The sequence below is a fragment of the Kitasatospora sp. CMC57 genome (genome assembly GCF_045866025.2).
In the GTDB taxonomy this organism is placed as follows: Bacteria; Actinomycetota; Actinomycetes; order Streptomycetales; family Streptomycetaceae; genus Kitasatospora.
This window is the reverse complement of the sequence record NZ_AP035881.2, coordinates 3,315,029-3,333,174: the sequence shown is the minus strand read 5'-3', so window position 1 is coordinate 3,333,174 and position 18,146 is coordinate 3,315,029. Positions and strand designations below refer to the sequence as shown.

Here is an 18,146-nt window from a genome sequence, read left to right as displayed (position 1 = left end):
CGGGAGGGTGTGCTCAGGAAAGGGGCCGGTCGGTGCAGCGAGGTGCAGGGGTGGGGCGGGGCCGCAGGGTGGCGGTCGCCGGGATGCTCGGGGTGGCGCTGACGGCGGGCGGGCTGAGCCCCGCGTGGGCCGAACCCAGTCCGGGCCGGACCGGCAGCGGTGCGCCGCAGCCGCCGACTGCCCTGGGGCACAAGGCGATCGCCACCGGTGGGGCCGTCCTCGGGGCCGGCACGACCGGGGCGGAGGGCCTGCCGACGACCGCCGGGCTCCAGCGTGACCTGGCCGCACTGCTCCAGGACAAGGCGCTCGGCACCCTCAACTTCGCCGTCACCGACGGCGCCACCGGGCAACTGCTGTACGGCGCGGGCGAGAACACCCCGGCCACCCCCGCCTCCACCACCAAGCTGCTCACCGCACTGGCCGCACTCGAACTGATCCCCGGCGATGCCCGGCTCACCACCAAGGTGGTCAAGGGCGCTGCGGCGGACGAGATCGTGCTGGTCGGGGGCGGTGACCCGACTCTGTCCACGCTCCCGGCCGACCAGGTCAGGGTCGGCGGCCTGCCGGTCGACACCGAGACCGCCCCCGCCACCGTGGCCGACCTGGCCAGGCGCACCGCCGCCGCCCTCAAGGCCGCCGGGGTGGCCTCGGTCAAGCTCGCCTTCGACACCTCGATGTACACCGGCCCGCTGAACCATCCACAGCACGACGCGATGAACATCGCCACCGTCGTCCCGCTGATGGTCAACGAGGGCCGGGTCGACCCGAAGTCCACCGACGAGGGCCCGGCGCGGGTCTTCGACCCGGCCGGCCAGGCCGCCGACGCCTTCGCCGCGGCGCTGGGCGCCGAGGGTGTGACCGTGCAGGGCAAGCCGAAGCCGGGCGCGGCCGCCGCCGGGGCCCAGCAGCTCGCCGCCGTCGAGTCACCCACCGTCGCCCGCCTGATCGAACGTCTGCTCACCACCTCGGACAACACCCTGAGCGAGGCGATGGCCCGTCAGGTCGCGATCGCCGCCCAGCAGCCGGCCAGCTTCGACGGTGCCTCCGCCGCCACCCGGCAGACCCTGGAGAAGCTCGGGGTGCCGATGGCGGGCGTGGTCCTGCACGACGGCAGCGGCCTGCACACCGGCAACCAGCTCTCCCCGCTGGTGCTCTCCAAGGTGCTCGCGCTCGCCGCCTCGCCCGAACACCCCCGGCTGCGGCCGGTGCTCACCGGCCTGCCGATCGCCGGCTTCACCGGGACGCTGCTCAGCCGGTTCGGCGCCGCGACCCGCGCCCAGAACGGCATCGGCATCGTCCGGGCCAAGACCGGCACCCTGGGCAGCAGCGGCATCCACACGCTGGCCGGCACCGTGCTCGACGCGGAGGGCCGGGACCTCACCTTCGCCCTGATGACCCACACCACCGCCACCCCGGACGCGGCCCGCGCGGCGGTCGACCGCATCGTCGGGCAGCTGGCCACCTGCGGCTGCCACTAGGTCCTGTCGACCGAGTACACCTAGGGCCTGCCTTTTGAATCCCGCCGGGCGGGCGGCGCCCGGCCACGTGCCCTCCTGCCCGGTATCGGGCAGGAGGGCACGTGGCCGGGCTGTCGTCGGTCGCCGATGCGCTGCATCAGGCTTCCTCCTCCGCACCGCGGATGCACGCACCCGAACACCGCCCGCTGATCCGACGGGATTTCAAGAGGCAGGCCCTGGGCGGGTGCCTTCGCGGTACTGCGGGGCAGTTCCCCGAGCCCCTGACCGGTGACCGCTCACGCAGTACGGTGAGGGCATGACGAGCGCGAGCGGCGGGGCTGGGATGGTCGACTGGGATCTCGCGGTCGCGACGGCGACCCGGTTGGCCCGGTCGGGTCCCGAGGTGACCCGGGGCGAGGCGCGGGAGGTGGTCTCGGAGCTGCGCCGGCACGCGCTGGAGGCGGAGGAGCACGTCCGCGCCTTCACCCGGATGGGATCCACCAGCCTGCTGACGGCGGACGCCACCCCGGTGCTGGTGGTGAACCGGCCGGGCTGGATCAGGGCCAACGTGGCGGGCTTCCGCACCATCGTCCGGCCGCTGATGGAGAAGTTGCAGGCGCGCCGCTCGGAGCTGCCCGGTTCGGCCGCGTTCGGCTCGCTCGGCGAGAAGGCCACCGGCGTTGAGGTGGGCGCGGTGCTGGCGTTCCTGTCGGGGAAGGTCCTGGGTCAGTACGAGACCTTCGCCGCGGCCGAGTTCCCCGGTGCGCTGCCGGAGGCGCCGGACACGCCGGCGGGCATCCTGGACACGCCGCGCCGGGCCCTCCGGCCGCCGACGCCGGGGCGGCTGCTGCTGGTGGCGCCCAACATCGTCCAGGTCGAGCGCGAGCTCGACGTGCACCCGCACGACTTCCGGCTCTGGGTCTGCCTGCACGAGGAGACCCACCGGACCCAGTTCACCGCCGTGCCGTGGCTGCGCGACCACCTCCAGTCCGAGGTGCAGTCGTTCCTCGGGCAGATCGACGTCGATCCGGCGGCGCTGCTGGAGCGGGCCAGGGACTTGCTGTCCGGACGGGGTGAGGAGCGCCGGGGCTCGCTGCTGGAGGCCGTCCAGTCGCCGCGGCAGCGGGAGACGCTGCACCGGCTGACCGCGGTGATGTCCCTGCTGGAGGGGCATGCCGATGTGGTGATGGACGGGGTGGGACCGGCCGTGGTGCCGAGCGTGGCGGAGATCCGGGAGAAGTTCCAGCGGCGGCGGGCCGGGGGTGCGGGCCGGCTGGACCTGGTGGTCCGGCGGCTGCTCGGGATGGACGCCAAGCTGCGCCAGTACCAGGACGGCGCGGTCTTCGTCCGGAGCGTGGTGGACCGGGTCGGGATGGACGGCTTCAACCGGGTCTGGACCTCGCCGAACACGCTGCCCACCCCTGAGGAGATCCACGACCCGGCCGCGTGGGTGGCCCGGATGACGTCCTGAGGCCGTCCTGCGCCGACCCTGAGCCCGTCCCGGGCCGGTCCTGAGCGAACCGCCTCGTCCGCGCGTTCGCACTGGTTGCGCCGTTGGCTGCGGATGAACGTTTCTTCATTCACTCGTACGTGGGACGGTGGTCGTACCGGTGGCGCGGGTGGCGTAGCCGGTGCCCGGATTCTGCGACCATCTGTGAGCACCCGGTGACCGTGAGCTGACGCCGCGTCACCATCTGCTCCGCCTCTCCGCCAAGGAGTGCATACCCGTGGGACCACACCCCGCTGTCGCGGCGATACGCCTCGCCGTCCGCCGTACCCTCGCCGAGCTCGCCGCCGATCTGGGCGAGACCACCCCGGCCGCCCGGGCGCCCCGCGGCCGCCCGTCCGAACTCGCCCTGAGCGGCGCCGCCGGCGCCACCACCCTGATCGGCAACGCCCGCCGACACCCCTCGGGACTGCCCCGTACGCCCGCAGCTCCCGGCTCCCCACTGGTGCTGGTCGCGGTCAGCGGCGGTGCCGACTCGATGGCGCTGGCCATCGCGACCGCCTTCGAGGCGCCCAAGCTCGGCCTCCGGGTCGGTGCGGTGACGGTGGATCACGGCCTGCAGGCCGGTTCCGCCGAGCGGGCCCAGCAGGTGGCCGAGCGGCTGCGCGAGCTGGGCCTCGACCCGGTCGAGGCGGTCCAGGTGCTGGTGGGCCGCCAGGGCGGCCCGGAGAATGCCGCCCGGGAGGCCAGGTACGCCGCGCTGGACGAGGCCGCCGACCGGCTCGGCGCCGAGGCCGTCCTGCTCGGCCACACCCGGGACGACCAGGCGGAGACCGTGCTGCTCGGCCTGGCCCGCGGTTCCGGCTCCCGTTCGCTGGCCGGGATGCCAGCGCAGAAGGGCCGCTACCGCCGCCCGCTGCTGGAGCTCGACCGGGCCGCCACCCGGCAGGCCTGCTCCGCCCAGTCCATCCCGGTCTGGGACGACCCGCACAACAGTGATCCCGCGTACACCCGCTCCCGGGTCAGGCACGAGGTGCTGCCGGTGCTGGAGAAGCACCTCGGCGCCGGCGTGGTCGAGGCGCTGGCCAGGACGGCCCGGCTGTTCCGGGACGACGCCGACGCGCTGGACCAGTGGGCCGCGCTGGCCGAGCGCGACCTGCGGACCGCCGACGGGGCGCTGGACGTCGCGAAGCTGGCCGAACTGCCCTGTGCCGTCCGCCGTCGGCTGCTCCGCCGGGCCGCGCTCCGGGCGGGCTGCCCGGCCGGGGATCTGTTCGCCCGCCACCTGGAAACGGTGGACCTGCTGGTGACCGGCTGGCGCGGCCAGGGGCCGTTGCACCTACCCGGTGGCGTGGAGGTCACCCGTAGGTGTGGCACGCTGGTGTTTCGGCGACAGAGCGACTGACGAGTGAACACCAGGTCGCAGGGCCGCCGCCGACACAGGACCCCGAACGTTTGAGGACGTATCCCCGGTGGATCACAACGACATGGGCGCCGACCTGGCGAAGGTGCTCATCAGCAAGGACGAGATCGACGCCAAGCTGCTTGAGCTGGCCGAGCGGATCGACCGGGACTACGCCGGGCGGGATCTGCTGATCGTCGGCGTGCTCAAGGGCGCCGTGATGGTGATGGCCGACCTGGCCCGCGCGCTGCACTCGCAGGTGACGATGGACTGGATGGCGGTCTCCTCCTACGGGATGGGCACCAAGTCCTCCGGCGTGGTCCGCATCCTGAAGGACCTCGACACCGACATCGCCGGCCGCGACGTGCTGATCGTCGAGGACATCATCGACTCCGGCCTGACGCTCTCCTGGCTGCTGGGCAACCTGGGCTCGCGCGGCCCGGCCTCGCTGGAGGTCTGCACGCTGCTCCGCAAGCCCGACGCGGCCAAGGTCGAGATCGACGTCAAGTACGTCGGGTTCGACATCCCGAACGAGTTCGTGGTCGGCTACGGCCTGGACTACGCCGAGAAGCTCCGCAACCTGCCGTTCATCGGCACGCTGGCCCCGCACGTCTACGGGGGCTGACGGACCGTCGGAAGACAGCTGCCCCAATCGGGCGACGGGCGGGAACAGTGCGATGTTCCCGCCCGTTGTGCCGGGGTAGGAAAATACGTCGTAGTCGTGGTGCTCCCGCCTCGGGCGGAGAGGACTGCGGTACGGTCCCATTAACCGCTCTTCTGATGAGCACATACCCGGAATGCGCCGACGGCCCCCAGCCGTGCAGCGCCGTTGAGTGGCAGGAGGGACGGGGCGGCAACGCCCCGCATGGATGGACGTCAAGCGATACTTCCGTGCGCCGATCATGTGGATCGTGCTGGCCGTCCTAGCCGTCATTGTGCTGATGCAGGTCGTCTCCGACTCGAGCGGCTCCAAGACGGTGGACACCAGCCAGATCGTGGCTGCGATCAACAACAATCAGGCGAAGTCGGTGCAGATCACCACCGGCGACTCGAATCTGATCAAGGTCGAGCTGAGGGACGGTCAGAAGCTGCCCGTGGGCAGCAATGGCAAGGTTCCCTCCGGCTCCAAGTTCCAGGCCTCGTACATCGGAGACCAGGGCGCCGCTGTCGCGGCCGACCTGAGCAAGAACACCGGCCTGGTTCCCAACGGTTACACCGTCGTCCCCGAGAAGCAGTCCACCTTCGTCAGCGTGCTGCTGTCGATGTTGCCGATCGTCATCATCGTGCTGGTCTTCCTCTTCCTGATGAACCAGATGCAGGGTGGCGGCTCGCGGGTCATGCAGTTCGGCAAGTCCAAGGCCAAGCTTCTGACCAAGGACACCCCGAAGACCACCTTCGCCGATGTGGCGGGTGCCGACGAGGCGGTCGAGGAACTCCACGAGATCAAGGAGTTCCTGCAGGAGCCGGCCAAGTTCCAGGCGGTCGGTGCCAAGATCCCGAAGGGCGTGCTGCTGTACGGCCCGCCCGGGACGGGCAAGACCCTGCTGGCGCGTGCCGTGGCCGGCGAGGCGGGCGTCCCGTTCTACTCGATCTCCGGCTCGGACTTCGTCGAGATGTTCGTCGGTGTCGGTGCCTCCCGGGTCCGTGACCTGTTCGAGCAGGCCAAGGCGAACGCCCCGGCGATCGTCTTCGTCGACGAGATCGACGCGGTCGGCCGCCACCGCGGGGCCGGCCTCGGCGGCGGTCACGACGAGCGCGAGCAGACCCTCAACCAGCTGCTGGTCGAGATGGACGGCTTCGACGTGAAGGGCGGCGTCATCCTGATCGCCGCCACCAACCGCCCGGACATCCTGGACCCGGCGCTGCTGCGCCCCGGCCGCTTCGACCGCCAGATCGCGGTCGACCGTCCGGACCTGATGGGCCGCCTGGAGATCCTCAAGGTGCACCAGAAGGGCAAGCCGGTCGCGCCGGACGTCGACCTCAAGGCCGTCGCCAAGCGCACCCCCGGCTTCACCGGTGCCGATCTCTCCAACGTCCTCAACGAAGCCGCCCTGCTGACGGCCCGTTCGGACAAGAAGCTGATCGACAACAACATCCTGGACGAGGCCATCGACCGGGTGGTCGCCGGACCGCAGAAGCGTACCCGGATCATGTCCGACAAGGAGAAGAAGATCACCGCGTACCACGAGGGCGGTCACGCCCTGGTCGCGGCGGCTTCCCCCAACGCGGACCCGGTGCACAAGATCACCATCCTGTCCCGCGGCCGGGCCCTGGGTTACACCATGGTGCTCCCGGACGAGGACAAGTACTCGACCACCCGTAACGAGATGCTCGACCAGCTGGCGTACATGCTGGGCGGGCGCGCGGCGGAGGAGCTGGTCTTCCACGACCCGACCACCGGCGCCTCGAACGACATCGAGAAGGCCACCGCCACGGCCCGCGCCATGGTCACCCAGTACGGGATGACCGAGCGGCTCGGGGCGATCAAGTTCGGCACGAGTGACTCCGAGCCGTTCCTGGGCCGCGAGATGGGCCACCAGCGCGACTACTCGGAAGAGGTCGCCGGGCTGGTGGACGAGGAGGTCAAGAAGCTGATCGAGAACGCGCACAACGAGGCCTGGGAGATCCTGGTCGAGAACCGCGACGTGCTCGACAACCTGGTGCTGGAGCTCCTCGAGAAGGAGACCCTGAACAAGGAGCAGATCGCCGAGATCTTCCGCTCCATCGTCAAGCGCCCGGCCCGGCCGGCCTGGACGGGCTCGTCCCGTCGTACGCCGTCCACCCGCCCGCCGGTGCAGTCCCCGAAGGAGCTGGCGCTCACCAACGCCGCTCAGCCGGAGATCGCGACCCCGGTGGTCGACACGGTCAAGCACCCGGAGTCCCCGGCCGAGAGCTGACCGACCGGTACGGAATGGATGCCGCGCCGCCAGGGTTTGTACCCTGGAGGCGCGGCATCCGTGCTGCTCGGCCCTTCACCCTTGAACCAAGCGAGGCACGCATGATCGACCCGGTGACCCTGGAGCAGGACGCCACCGCCATCGGGACGTTCGACCAGAAGCGTGCCGAGAACGCGGTCCGCGAGCTGCTCATCGCCATCGGCGAGGACCCGGACCGCGAGGGCCTGCTGGAGACCCCGGCCAGGGTCGCCCGCGCGTACCAGGAGATATTCGCCGGGCTCTGGCAGGAGCCGGAGGACGTCCTCACCACCACCTTCGACCTCGGCCACGACGAGATGGTGCTGGTCAAGGACATCGAGGTGTTCTCCACCTGCGAGCACCACCTGGTGCCGTTCCGCGGCGTCGCGCACGTCGGGTACATCCCGTCCGCCAGCGGCAAGATCACCGGCCTCTCCAAGCTGGCCCGCCTGGTCGACGTCTACGCCCGCCGCCCCCAGGTGCAGGAGCGGCTGACCAGCCAGGTCGCCGACTCGCTGATGCGGATCCTGGAGCCGCGCGGGGCCATCGTGGTCATCGAGTGCGAGCACATGTGCATGTCGATGCGCGGCATCCGCAAGGCCGGCGCCAAGACCATCACCTCCGCGGTCCGCGGGCAGCTTCGCGACCCGGCCACCCGCGCCGAGGCGATGAGCCTGATCATCGGGCGGTAACTGCTCCGCTGGTGCTCAGCCGTCTACGGCCAGGGGCTCGGGCCCTGCCGATGTGCGGCTCCGCCGCGTGGGCGAAGCCGACCCTTGCAAGGTGATCATCGCGTAGGTGGTCAGGCACTTCTGCCCGTGACCCCGGCGCCAGATCTCCTCGCAGTTCCCCGGGCCCCTGGCATGTGCCACTCGGGCATGTGCCTAGCCCAGGGCGTTGCGTTTGGCGGGCATGGTGAGGGAGACCATCCGGCGCCAGCCGACGGCGCGTTCGTAGAGGTAGAGCACGTGCAGGCCGGCCGCCAGCAGGAGGCGCTGGTAGCGGGGCCAGCCGAGGATGCGGCCCATCGCGGCCATCACGGCCAGCCCGACGTCGCGGTGGGTGCGGATCTCGGCCCGGGCGATGGACTCCAGGGTCCGGCGGATGTACGGCCCGTGGCCGGCCGCCGCGAGCCGGAGCAGCTCCTCGTGGCAGTAGGCGAGGTGGTTGTCCTCGTCGGCAGAGATCATCCGCAGGGCCTTGTCGAGCTCGGGGTTGGCCTCGTACGCCTTCACCAGCTGCCGCATCTGCTCCGAGGCGCGCTGCTCGGTAACCCGGCTGTGGGCCAGGTACGTGATGATCTCCCGGTCGTCGAGCGGGGCGGTGGACCTGAGGCGGCTGTGGGAGAGGCCGATGCCCTGGCGTTCGAGCAGCATGCAGTAGTCGGTGTCGAGCGGGATCGAGACCTTGCTCAGGCCGCGCTTGCTGAGCAGCTGGGTGAAGATCCGACCGTGCTTGCGCTCGTCCGCGCCGTGCCGGGCGATCTTGGGGGCCAGCACCGGGTCGGTGGTGAGTTCGGTGATCCGCTCGTTCTCCCAGCCGCCCTGGTCCTCGCCGCCCGCCGCGACGCTGCAGAAGAGCTGGTACGCCTCGTCGTGGTCGTAGATCTGCTGGAACAGTGCGCGGGTACTGAGCATGGTGCTCTCCTACTGAACGTCCGTCAGCGCGGCGGGGGTCACCGACCATCGTGCTGCGGGCGGCCGGGGCCGAGCCACCGGGCCTGCGCCGGACGGGTAGCCGCCGAGGGTGCTCCTGGGCCGCAACCGAGGGCCTAGAATGCGGCGTCCACCGTGTGCGGCGCCGACCCGCGCCCCGCGTGCTCCACCCAGCCGTACCCGCCGTTCGGCGGGTGCGGCACACCCGTCCCCAGGGCTGTGCCGTCGCCGGGCGCTCCGCCAACTTCGGTTGCGGGGCTCCAACTTGACGGTCCGATTGCCAGATCAAGGATTTGTCATGAAGGTTCACCACGACTCCTCCTCCGGAGTGACAGAACGGACCGCAACAGCATCTACGCTGACTCTCCATGAGCGTTCCCGTGCCCGTTGAGCCGTCCGCCGAGGCGCCCCAGGAACAGCCGCGCCGTCGGTTCCAGAACCTGCGCAACCAAGCCGCTGCGGTGCCCCGCGCCTGGCTCCCCGGTGCGGTGGGGTACGCCGCCCTGCTGATCGGCCTGGTCGACATCGCCTGCGCGGTGTTCCCCAAGCTGCGCAACACCCGGATGCACTGGCTGGCCGGGCAGCTCCCGGGCGGCACCACCACGCTGGCCGCGGCGGGCACCCTGATGGTCGGCCTGCTGCTGGTGATACTGGCGCACGCGCTGCGCCGCCGGAAGCGCCGGGCCTGGCGGGCGGTCTGCGTGCTGCTCCCGATCGGCGCCGGCCTGCACCTGCTGCGCTGGCACCAGGTGGGCCCGGCGGTGATCTCGCTGGTGCTGTTCGCCGTGCTGCTGGTGCACCACCGCGAGTTCTACGCCAAGGCCGACCCGCGCACCCGCTGGCGCGCGGTGGTCGCGTTCGTCCTGCTGACCCTGGTCAGCGTCGGGCTCGGACTGCTGATCGTCGGGGTCAGGCAGGGCGCCGAGCTCGGCGACCCGAGCCTGTTCGAGCGGCTGCAGCACGTGGCGTACGGCCTGTTCGGCTTCGAGGGACCGATCGACTACCGCTCGGAGAAGGTCGCCTGGTACGTCGGCTACTCGCTCGGCGCGCTCGGGCTGCTCACCGCGGGCACCACGGCGTACCTGGCCCTGCGGCCGGAGAAGCCCCAGCCCGAGCTGACCGCCGAGGACGAGGTCAGGGTCAGGGCTCTGCTCGCGAAGCACGGCGAGCGGGACTCGCTGGGCTACTTCGCGCTGCGCCGGGACAAGAGCGTGCTCTTCTCGCCGACCGGGAAGGCGGCGATCTCCTACCGGGTGGTCTCCGGCGTGATGCTCGCCTCCGGTGACCCGGTCGGCGACTACGAGGCCTGGCCCGGGGCGATCAAGCTCTTCATGGCCGAGGCCCGCGAGCGGGCCTGGGTGCCGGCCGTGATGGGCTGCAGCGAGCTGGGCGGTGAGATCTGGACCCGCGAGGCGGGCCTGGACGCGATCGAGCTCGGCGACGAGGCGATCGTGGACGCCACCACCTTCTCGCTCTCGGGACGGGCGATGCGCAACGTCCGCCAGATGGTGAAGCGGATCGAGCGCAACGGCTACTCCTGCCAGGTCCGCCGGGTCGGTGACCTGACGCTGGAGGAGAAGCGCCGGATCGGCGACGCCGCGGCCCGCTGGCGCGGCACCGACACCGAGCGCGGTTTCTCGATGGCACTCGGCCGCTTCGGCGACCCGGGCGACGACGACTGCGTGGTGGTCACCGCCCACAAGGCACCCGAGGAGGGCGAGAGCGGTGACGACCTCAAGGCCTTACTGCACTTCGTGCCTTGGGGGTCCGACGGGATCTCGCTGGAGCTGATGCGACGGGACCGGGCGGCCGATCCGGGGCTGAACGAGCTGCTGATCGTGGCGGCGCTGCAGGCCGTGCCGGCGCTCGGGGTGCGGCGGGTCTCGCTCAACTTCGCGATGTTCCGCTCGGCACTGGCGCGTGGTGAGCGGATCGGGGCCGGGCCGGTGCTGCGGGCCTGGCGGGGGCTGCTGGTGTTCTCCTCGCGGTGGTTCCAGATCGAGTCGCTGTACAAGTTCAACGCGAAGTTCCAGCCGGAGTGGGAGCCGCGGTTCCTGGTGTACCCGCAGACCAGGGACCTGCCGCGGATCGGCTTCGCCGCGATGCAGGCGGAGGCGTTCATCACGCTGGGGATGCCCAGGTTCGGGCGCAAGCGGCAGCGGCAGGGGCTGATGCAGGAGCCTGCGGCGCTCACGCAGGCCGCTTAGGCAGCAGGGCAAGCTGCGATATCCAGGGGCTCGGGGAACTGCGAGGAGGTCTGGCGTTCGGGTCACTGCGAAAGTTCCTGACCAGCTACGCGACGATCGCGTTGCAAGGGTCGGCTTCGCAGTTCCCCGAGCCCCTGGTGGCTGATGCGTGCGTCGATAATGGCGGCATGAACAACCTGCCCGGCCTCCCCGACCTTGACCGCTGCGCCGTGATGGGGGTGGTCAACGTGACCCCCGACTCGTTCTCGGACGGGGGGCTGTGGCTGGACCCGGCGGCGGCCGTGGCGCACGGGTTGGCGCTGACCGCACGGGGGGCCGACCTGGTCGACGTCGGGGGCGAGTCGACTCGGCCGGGGGCGCGGCGGGTGACCGAGCAGGAGGAGCTGCGGCGGGTGATCCCGGTGGTCCGGGAGCTGGCGGCGGCGGGGGTGGTGGTGTCGGTGGACACCATGCGGGCGGCGGTGGCCGAGCAGGCGGTGGCGGCCGGGGCCCGGTTGGTGAACGACGTCTCGGGCGGCCTGGCCGATCCGGAGATGGCGGGGGTGGTGGCGGCCACCGGGGCGCCGTTCGTGGTGATGCACTGGCGCGGGCAGTCCGAGGACATGGACCGGCTCGCCGTCTACCAGGACGTGGTGGACGACGTGGTGGCCGAACTGACCGTCCGGGTGGCGGCGTTGACCGCGGCGGGGGTGAAGGAGGAGCAGCTGGTGCTCGATCCGGGCCTCGGCTTCGCGAAGACTCCGGAGCACAACTGGGCCCTGCTCGGGCGGCTGGACGAGCTGACCGCGCTCGGGCGCCCGGTGCTGGTGGCCGCTTCGCGCAAGCGGTTCCTGGGTACGCTGCTGGCCGACCCGGAAACCGGGGAGCCGCGCCCGGCCAGGCAGCGGGACGACGCCACCGCGGCGGTCTCGGTGCTGTCGGCCCAGGCGGGCGCTTGGGCGGTCCGGGTGCACGACGTGTCCGGCACCGCGGACGCCGTACGCGTGGTCGCGGCCTGGGAACGGGCCGCGCGGAGGGGGCGCTGAGACGGGCCCCGGAGAGGACGCTGGTTTGGCATTCCGGAGGAAGCATGGCGGGTGACGGCAGGTCGACCGATGACCGGGCGACGGCGGCGGCGTTGGACCGCGAAGCCGTGCTGGCGGCCAATCAGGCGCTCTACGAGGCACTGGAGAACGGGGACCTGGAGGGCGTCGAGGCGGCCTGGCTGGGCCCCGGTGAGGCGGACGACAAGACCGGGGCGGTCTGCGTGCACCCTGGCTGGCCGGTCCTGCGCGGTCGGGCCCAGGTGACCCGTTCGTACATGTTGATCATGATGAACACGGAGTACATCCAGTTCTTCCTGACCGACGTGGAGTGCGAGGTGCAGGGCGATGTGGCCCTCGTCACCTGTACCGAGAACATCCTCTCCGGCGGGGAGGCCGAGGAGGAGGGCGAGCTCGGTCCGCTGGTCGGCGGGAAGGTGGTCTCGACGAACCTGTTCCGCCGGACGCCGGCCGGCTGGAAGCTCTGGTCGCACCACGGATCACCGGTGCTGACCAGCGGTGACGACGAGGACGAGGACTGACAGCGGGTCAGGGCGGCCGGGAATCCGGCCGGGGTCGGGAGTGTTGCCGCGACGTGCACCTGATGTTCACGTCAATGGCCGTTCCGGCGTGCGTGGCGCCGCGCGGTGCCGGGTAGGACGGTCGGGGTTCGTCGCCGCCCGCAGGTAGATTCGAAGGTCGCGGGCGACGAGGCCCGGTGCCCCGCCCTGTGCGGGGCCTGTTCACATGGGAGAAGTGACTTGCTGGACCGCGTCACACTGCGGGGCCTCCGCGCCCGGGGCCACCACGGCGTCTTCGAGCGTGAGCGGATCGAGGGCCAGACCTTCGTGGTCGACCTGGTGCTCTACCTGGACACCCGCCCGGCGGCCTCCGGCGACGACCTGACCCGTACCGCGCACTACGGCGTGGTGGCCGAGGAGGTCACCGCGATCATCTCCGGCGAGCCGGTCGACCTGATCGAGACGCTGGCCCAGCGGATCGCCGACCAGTGCCTCGCGCACGACGCCGTCGAGGAGGTCGAGGTGACGGTGCACAAGCCGGACGCCCCGATCACCGTCCCGTTCGACGACGTCACCATCACCATCCACCGGGGCCGCGCGTGACGTCCGTGGCCCGTCCCGCCCCCGAAGCCGCAGAGGGATCTCGATGAGCACCAGCGACCCGACCGCCTCGCCGACCACGTTCGACCTGGAACGCCGGGTCGACTCCGCCGACTCGACCCTGCACGACCCGCGCCGCGCCGTGGTCGCCCTCGGCAGCAACTTGGGCAACCGCCTGGAGACGCTGCAGGGGGCGGTGGACGCACTGGAGGACACTCCCGGGATCCGGATCACCGCCGTCTCCGCGGTGTTCGAGACGGAGGCGCTGGGCGGCCCGGACGAGCAGCCCAGCTACTTCAACGCCGTCGTGGTGCTGCGCACCACCCTGCCGCCGAGCTCGCTGTTGGAGCGGGCCAACGCCGTCGAGGACGCCTTCGGCCGGGTCCGCACCGTCCGCTGGGGCCCGCGCACCCTGGACGTCGACATCCTGGCGTACGAGGGCGTCACCAGCGACGAACCCGAGCTGCTGCTGCCGCACCCCCGTGCGCACGAGCGGGCCTTCGTGCTCGCCCCCTGGCAGGATGCCGACCCGGATGGCGAGCTGCCCGGTCGGGGCCGGGTGGAGGACCTGCTCAAGGAGATCGCCGACCAGCCGGGCCAGGGCGTCCGCCGCCGGGACGACATCCAGCTCCGGCTGCCGGAGTAGGAACTTCCCGATCCCGTCGGCCGTCCGACCGGGTGGGCGCCGGTACGGTGGGCTGACCGGCCGTCAGGATCCCGTGCCGCCCGCCCACCCACCCGGGGAAGGACCTCAGTGAAGCCGCTCCGCCTCCGCCTGCTGCTCGCCATCGCCGCCGTGGCGACGGCGCTCGCCTGGGCCGGTGCCCGGCTGTGGGACTCGCTGGGCCATCTGCCCGGCGTGCCCACCGCCGCTCCGATCGTGCTCGCGGCCGTCGCGGTCGTCCTGTTCGCCACCGCGTTCTCGCTCCGCTCCCGGCTCAAGGCGGTCCGCGAGCGGCAGCCGGGCGCCAAGGGCGTGGACCCGCTGGGTGCCGCCAGGGCGGTGGTGCTGGCGCAGGCCAGTGCCCTGGTGGCGGCCCTGATGACCGGTGTGTACGCGGGCACCGGCATCCACCTGCTGAGCCTGCTGGACAACCCGGCGCGTTCCTCGCAGGCGATCACGGCGGGTTTCGCCGTGCTGGCGGGCGTGGCGGTGGTCGCGGCCGCGCTCTGGCTGCAGCACGTCTGCCGGCTCCCGGAGGACCACGAGGGTCCGACCGGGCCGACGCCCTCGCCGCGCTGACGGGGTGTCGGCCGGTGGTCACCAGCGGTGGCCGTGACCAACTGTCAAGAGCCGAAACCCGACCCAGGCTGACAGCGCCCCGATTCGCACGCTAGTTTCTTTGGCATGTCTCGCGGACGCCACCGGCACTCCTCCGTCCTCGGCCGCTCTGTGCCGCCGATCGCCATCGGCGTACTCGTCGTCGCCGCCCTCGGCGCACTCGCGGCCAGTCCGGACACCCTCGTGGTGCGTTCGGTCGGGATCGCGGCGGTGCTCGTCGCGGTCGGCATCGGCGTCGTGCTGCGCCAGCGCGACCGCACCGCCCGGGTGGCCGCCGAACTGGCCGCCACCCGCCGGATGCGGTCCGAGGAGCGCTTCGAGGAGCAGCTCGCCGAGGCCGAGTACGCCGCCGAGGTGGCCGAGGAGCGGGCCACCCGCTTCGGCCGCCGGCTGACCGCGGAGAAGTCCCGGCTCGCCAAGGCCGAGACCGAGATCGCCCGGCTGCTCCGCGAACGGGCCGTGAGCGTCGCGGAACAGGCCCTCAAGGAGGCGGAGGCGCACCAGCGGGCCCTGGCCGCCGCCCGCCCCAAGTACCCCGCCTCACCGGCCGCGTACGTCCGCGCCGCGTCCGTCCTGCGGCAGCTGGAGCGGGAGGCCGAGCGGGCCGAGGCCCGTCGCGAGAGCAACGAACGGGCCGCCGTCGCGCTCCGCCCGGCGGCGCTGCCGGAGACCGTCCCGACGGTCCGTCAGCTCGGCGCCGCGCCGGAGCGTCCGGTGCTGTCCGCGCCCGGTGCGGCGGCCGACTCGGTGGTGGCGATCCGGCAGCGGGCCAGGCCCGCCTCGCGGGTGCCGAACTTCAGCTTCTTCGGCCGCAGCGGTGCGGCCGGCGCCGCCGTACGGGCTGCCGCCCCGGCGCCCGCGGTCGGCAGCGTGACCGAGCTCGGCGCCCAGGGCGACCTGGCGGACGTGCTCGGCGACGAGGCGCTCGCCGAGAGCGCCCGGTACGCCGCCCGGCAGCAGCCGGTCGAGCAGCCGGTGGCCGCCCCTGAGCCCGAGGAGCAGCACGCACGGCCCGAGGTGGTCGACCTGACGCCGCACGACGACACCGAGATCATCCACGTCGCACAGCTGCGGGCCGAGCTGAGCTGACGTCAGGCAGCTGACGTCGGAGGGCTGACGTCGGACACGAGTGAGGGGCGCGGGGATCGATCCCCGCGCCCCTCACTCATGGTCGGACCGTCAGATGCTGACGCCGAAGTCCTGGGCGATGCCCGCCAGGCCCGAGGCGTAGCCCTGGCCGATGGCGCGGAACTTCCACTCGGCGCCGTTGCGGTACAGCTCGCCGAAGATCATGGCGGTCTCGGTGGCCGCGTCCTCGCTCAGGTCGTAGCGGGCGATCTCCGCCTCGCCGGCCTGGTTCAGCACCCGGATGTAGGCGTTCCGGACCTGGCCGAAGCTCTGGCCCCGGGTGGTGGCGTCGTAGATCGAGACCGGGAAGGTGATCCGGGCCGCCTCGGCCGGCAGGGCCGCCAGGTTGACCTTGATGACCTCGTCGTCGCCGGCGCCCTCACCGGAGCGGTTGTCGCCGGTGTGCACGACGGTGCCGTCGGGCGCGCTGGTGTTGTTGAAGAACACGAAGTGCCCGTTGGACAGCACCTTGCCCTCCGCGTTCAGCACGATGGCGCTGGCGTCCAGGTCGAACTCGGCACCCGTGGTGGTGCGTACGTCCCACCCGAGGCCCACGTTGACCGCGGTGAGGCCGGGGGCCTCCTTGGTGAGCGAGACGTTGCCGCCCTTGGAGAGGCTCACTGGCATGGTGTGGTGTCCCTTCGTTGCTTCTGTCGGAAGAACGCGAGCGGCGGGGCCGGTGGTTCCAGCCGCGGCCGCCAATTTCTCATGCCAGGAGGCTGACGAGCGCTCAGACCCGGGGAAACTTCCCCTGAACCGTCCAGATGTTCGGGTTGTCGGCCAGCCCTTCGTGCAGGTCGAACAGGTCGGCCAGGACGTCCTGGAGGAAGTCCCGGGCCTCCCGCCGGAGGTCGGCGTGGCGGACCACCGCGATGGGTTCGTCCGGCAGCCAGGTCGCGCTGATCTCCACCAGGCCGAACCGGCGGGCGAAGCGGAGCAGCTCGGTGTTCTGGGTGAAGTCCAGATCGAAGGTCTGCACGGCGGCGGAGCGGCTGCCGCGCGGGTCCTGGTCGAGCTGTTCGACGGTGTCGCAGAGCGCCCAGGCGAAGTCCAGCACCGGCACCCATCCCCAGGCTGTGGACAACTCCGCGCCGTCCGCGTCCAGGTAGACGTCGCCGCAGAACAGGTCGTGCCGCAGGCTGCGGACCGGCGCGGTCCGGTAGTCCGTCTGCGGAGGGTCGGGGAAGCGGTTGGAGAGGGCGTAGCCGAGCTCGATCACACGCTCATTCTCCCAGGCGTAAACCTGGTGACCGCGCCGCACCGGCGCGAGATGATGGGCTCATGCCCGAGCCCATCCGCGTCCGGGGATCGGTCGTCGTCCCCGACGCCGAGCTCGTCTGGCGCTTCTCCCGTTCCTCCGGCCCCGGTGGCCAGCACGTCAACACCTCCGACACCCAGGTCGAGCTCCGCTACGACCTGGCGGCCTCGGACGCCCTGCCGCAGGTCTGGAAGGACCGCGCCCTCGAACGGCTCGCCACCCGCCTGGTGGACGGCCGCATCCTGGTGGTCCGGGCCTCCGAACACCGCTCGCAGTGGCGCAACCGCGAGGTCGCCGCGGCGCGGCTGGCCGCCCTCCTCGGCGAAGCCACCGCCCCGCCGCCCAAGACCCGCCGCAAGACCAAGCCCACCCGCGGCATGATCGAACGCCGCCTCTCGAACAAGCGTCACCGCTCCGACCTCAAGGCGGGCCGCAGCAGGCCAGCGGCGGACTAGCTGTGGTCCGGGCGCTGCTGTGGGCAGGCGGCTCAGTGGCACGACCCAGGGGCTCGGGGCTCTGCTGATGTGCGGCTCCGCCGCGGGGGCGAGGAGATCTGGCGTTCGGGTCACTGCGAAAGTGCCTGGCCGTGTGCGCACGGGTGATCTTCTCCGAGGTCGGCTTCGCAGTTCCCCGAGCCCCTGGGTCGTGCCACTGTGCCGCGTGCCTCGGGTGCGGCCCCGAGCCCCGGGGGCGGTGGTTCAGGCGAGGTGGTGGTAGCTGCCGCGGTGGTAGAGCAGGGGCCGGGCACCGGGGGCGGTGACCTCGGCGGCGAGGACGTGGCCGAGGAGGAGGACGTGGTCGCCGGCCGGGATGCGTTGGACGGTGCGGCACTCGACCGTGGCCAGTGCTCCGTCGATCAGGGGTGCCCCGGTGTGTGGTCCCGGGTGGTGGGCGGTGTCGGCGAACAGCAGACGGTCGCTCAGCCGGCCCTTCATGGCGAACCGCGAGGCGATCGTCCGGTGGGCCTCGCCCAGGAGTGAGACGGCCCACAGGTCGGTGCGGGTCAGCAGTTCGTCCATCCGGGAGTCCTCGCGGACCGAGACCAGCACCAGGGGCGGCTCCAGCGAGACCGACAGGAAGGAGGTCGCCGTCATGCCGGCGTCCTCCTCGTCCTCGGGGTCGTGGACGGTGACCAGGGCGACGCCGGAGGCGAGCTGGCCGAGGGCCGCGCGGAACTCCTCGGGAGTCGCGGCCGGGCTGGTGGTTGGGGACTGCGGGGACGTCTGCACGTACCGCACGGTAGTCGGCCCGG

18 protein-coding genes are annotated in these 18,146 nt (G+C 71.9%); 14 read left to right on the top strand and 4 right to left on the bottom strand.

The window, feature by feature from the left end:
* Positions 1-32 precede the first annotated feature (32 nt).
* From dacB to folE, 6 genes are all read left to right on the top strand, one after another.
* Entirely contained in the window at positions 33-1,478 is a 1,446-nt protein-coding gene (gene dacB / locus ACKUU6_RS14645; protein WP_407988973.1) for a D-alanyl-D-alanine carboxypeptidase/D-alanyl-D-alanine-endopeptidase, read from the top strand.
* 295 nt (positions 1,479-1,773) lie between these two features.
* Entirely contained in the window at positions 1,774-2,928 is a 1,155-nt protein-coding gene (locus tag ACKUU6_RS14640; protein ID WP_407988972.1) for a zinc-dependent metalloprotease, read from the top strand.
* Between the two features lie 256 nt (positions 2,929-3,184).
* Complete coding sequence (gene tilS / locus ACKUU6_RS14635; protein WP_407988971.1) at positions 3,185-4,309, top strand: tRNA lysidine(34) synthetase TilS; 1,125 nt, start codon at positions 3,185-3,187, stop codon at positions 4,307-4,309.
* A gap of 67 nt (positions 4,310-4,376) precedes the next feature.
* Positions 4,377-4,931, top strand: coding sequence for a hypoxanthine phosphoribosyltransferase (gene hpt / locus ACKUU6_RS14630; protein ID WP_407988970.1), 555 nt, complete (start codon positions 4,377-4,379; stop codon positions 4,929-4,931).
* A gap of 244 nt (positions 4,932-5,175) precedes the next feature.
* Complete coding sequence (gene ftsH, locus ACKUU6_RS14625) at positions 5,176-7,203, top strand: ATP-dependent zinc metalloprotease FtsH (RefSeq protein ID WP_407988969.1); 2,028 nt, start codon at positions 5,176-5,178, stop codon at positions 7,201-7,203.
* A gap of 101 nt (positions 7,204-7,304) precedes the next feature.
* Positions 7,305-7,913: a GTP cyclohydrolase I FolE gene (gene folE / locus ACKUU6_RS14620; protein WP_407988968.1), complete on the top strand. Its 609-nt coding sequence runs from the start codon at positions 7,305-7,307 to the stop codon at positions 7,911-7,913.
* 192 nt (positions 7,914-8,105) lie between these two features.
* On the opposite strand, the gene ACKUU6_RS14615 is transcribed toward folE, so the two are convergent.
* Complete coding sequence (locus ACKUU6_RS14615; RefSeq protein WP_407988967.1) at positions 8,106-8,858, bottom strand: ferritin-like domain-containing protein; 753 nt, start codon at positions 8,856-8,858, stop codon at positions 8,106-8,108.
* A gap of 386 nt (positions 8,859-9,244) precedes the next feature.
* On the opposite strand from ACKUU6_RS14615, the gene ACKUU6_RS14610 reads away from it, so the two are divergent.
* From ACKUU6_RS14610 to ACKUU6_RS14580, 7 genes are all read left to right on the top strand, one after another.
* Positions 9,245-11,083 (top strand): phosphatidylglycerol lysyltransferase domain-containing protein, encoded by a 1,839-nt coding sequence (locus ACKUU6_RS14610; protein WP_407988966.1) that lies wholly within the window; start codon positions 9,245-9,247, stop codon positions 11,081-11,083.
* A gap of 167 nt (positions 11,084-11,250) precedes the next feature.
* On the top strand, positions 11,251-12,108 hold the full coding sequence (gene folP, locus ACKUU6_RS14605; RefSeq protein ID WP_407988964.1) for a dihydropteroate synthase: 858 nt from the start codon (positions 11,251-11,253) through the stop codon (positions 12,106-12,108).
* A gap of 44 nt (positions 12,109-12,152) precedes the next feature.
* Complete coding sequence (locus ACKUU6_RS14600) at positions 12,153-12,647, top strand: nuclear transport factor 2 family protein (protein WP_407988963.1); 495 nt, start codon at positions 12,153-12,155, stop codon at positions 12,645-12,647.
* A gap of 222 nt (positions 12,648-12,869) precedes the next feature.
* Positions 12,870-13,229: a dihydroneopterin aldolase gene (gene folB, locus ACKUU6_RS14595; RefSeq protein ID WP_057228077.1), complete on the top strand. Its 360-nt coding sequence runs from the start codon at positions 12,870-12,872 to the stop codon at positions 13,227-13,229.
* 43 nt (positions 13,230-13,272) lie between these two features.
* Positions 13,273-13,872 carry a 2-amino-4-hydroxy-6-hydroxymethyldihydropteridine diphosphokinase gene (folK, locus tag ACKUU6_RS14590; protein ID WP_407988962.1) on the top strand — a complete coding sequence of 200 codons (600 nt, stop codon included), beginning with the start codon at positions 13,273-13,275 and terminating at the stop codon, positions 13,870-13,872.
* Between the two features lie 108 nt (positions 13,873-13,980).
* Entirely contained in the window at positions 13,981-14,469 is a 489-nt protein-coding gene (locus ACKUU6_RS14585; RefSeq protein ID WP_407988961.1) for a DUF3180 domain-containing protein, read from the top strand.
* A 105-nt stretch (positions 14,470-14,574) separates the two neighbouring features.
* Positions 14,575-15,597: a hypothetical protein gene (locus ACKUU6_RS14580; protein WP_407988960.1), complete on the top strand. Its 1,023-nt coding sequence runs from the start codon at positions 14,575-14,577 to the stop codon at positions 15,595-15,597.
* Positions 15,598-15,687: 90 nt separating this feature from the next.
* Here the strand turns inward: ACKUU6_RS14580 and ACKUU6_RS14575 are convergent, their stop codons facing one another.
* Positions 15,688-16,263 carry a TerD family protein gene (locus ACKUU6_RS14575; RefSeq protein WP_407988959.1) on the bottom strand — a complete coding sequence of 192 codons (576 nt, stop codon included), beginning with the start codon at positions 16,261-16,263 and terminating at the stop codon, positions 15,688-15,690.
* A gap of 103 nt (positions 16,264-16,366) precedes the next feature.
* On the bottom strand, positions 16,367-16,855 hold the full coding sequence (locus ACKUU6_RS14570) for a hypothetical protein (RefSeq protein ID WP_407988958.1): 489 nt from the start codon (positions 16,853-16,855) through the stop codon (positions 16,367-16,369).
* 62 nt (positions 16,856-16,917) lie between these two features.
* Here ACKUU6_RS14570 and arfB point away from each other — a divergent pair, with 62 nt between their 5' ends.
* The gene (gene arfB / locus ACKUU6_RS14565; protein ID WP_407988957.1) at positions 16,918-17,349 is read left to right on the top strand and encodes an alternative ribosome rescue aminoacyl-tRNA hydrolase ArfB; all 432 of its coding nucleotides are present in this window, start codon (positions 16,918-16,920) and stop codon (positions 17,347-17,349) included.
* 243 nt (positions 17,350-17,592) lie between these two features.
* Here the strand turns inward: arfB and ACKUU6_RS14560 are convergent, their stop codons facing one another.
* Positions 17,593-18,123, bottom strand: a complete 531-nt coding sequence (locus ACKUU6_RS14560) for a flavin reductase family protein (protein WP_407988956.1) — start codon at positions 18,121-18,123, stop codon at positions 17,593-17,595.
* Positions 18,124-18,146: the final 23 nt, after the last annotated feature.

Excerpts from the sequence above, each read along its gene's own strand:
- ACKUU6_RS14640 (WP_407988972.1), top strand. The coding sequence starts at position 1,774 with ATGACGAGCGCGAGCGGCGGGGCTGGGATGGTCGACTGGGATCTCGCG.
- ftsH (WP_407988969.1), top strand. The coding sequence starts at position 5,176 with ATGGACGTCAAGCGATACTTCCGTGCGCCGATCATGTGGATCGTGCTG.
- folE (WP_407988968.1), top strand. The coding sequence starts at position 7,305 with ATGATCGACCCGGTGACCCTGGAGCAGGACGCCACCGCCATCGGGACG.
- ACKUU6_RS14615 (WP_407988967.1), bottom strand. The coding sequence starts at position 8,858 with ATGCTCAGTACCCGCGCACTGTTCCAGCAGATCTACGACCACGACGAG.
- ACKUU6_RS14610 (WP_407988966.1), top strand. The coding sequence starts at position 9,245 with ATGAGCGTTCCCGTGCCCGTTGAGCCGTCCGCCGAGGCGCCCCAGGAA.
- folP (WP_407988964.1), top strand. The coding sequence starts at position 11,251 with ATGAACAACCTGCCCGGCCTCCCCGACCTTGACCGCTGCGCCGTGATG.
- ACKUU6_RS14600 (WP_407988963.1), top strand. The coding sequence starts at position 12,153 with ATGGCGGGTGACGGCAGGTCGACCGATGACCGGGCGACGGCGGCGGCG.
- folK (WP_407988962.1), top strand. The coding sequence starts at position 13,273 with ATGAGCACCAGCGACCCGACCGCCTCGCCGACCACGTTCGACCTGGAA.
- ACKUU6_RS14580 (WP_407988960.1), top strand. The coding sequence starts at position 14,575 with ATGTCTCGCGGACGCCACCGGCACTCCTCCGTCCTCGGCCGCTCTGTG.
- ACKUU6_RS14575 (WP_407988959.1), bottom strand. The coding sequence starts at position 16,263 with ATGCCAGTGAGCCTCTCCAAGGGCGGCAACGTCTCGCTCACCAAGGAG.
- arfB (WP_407988957.1), top strand. The coding sequence starts at position 16,918 with ATGCCCGAGCCCATCCGCGTCCGGGGATCGGTCGTCGTCCCCGACGCC.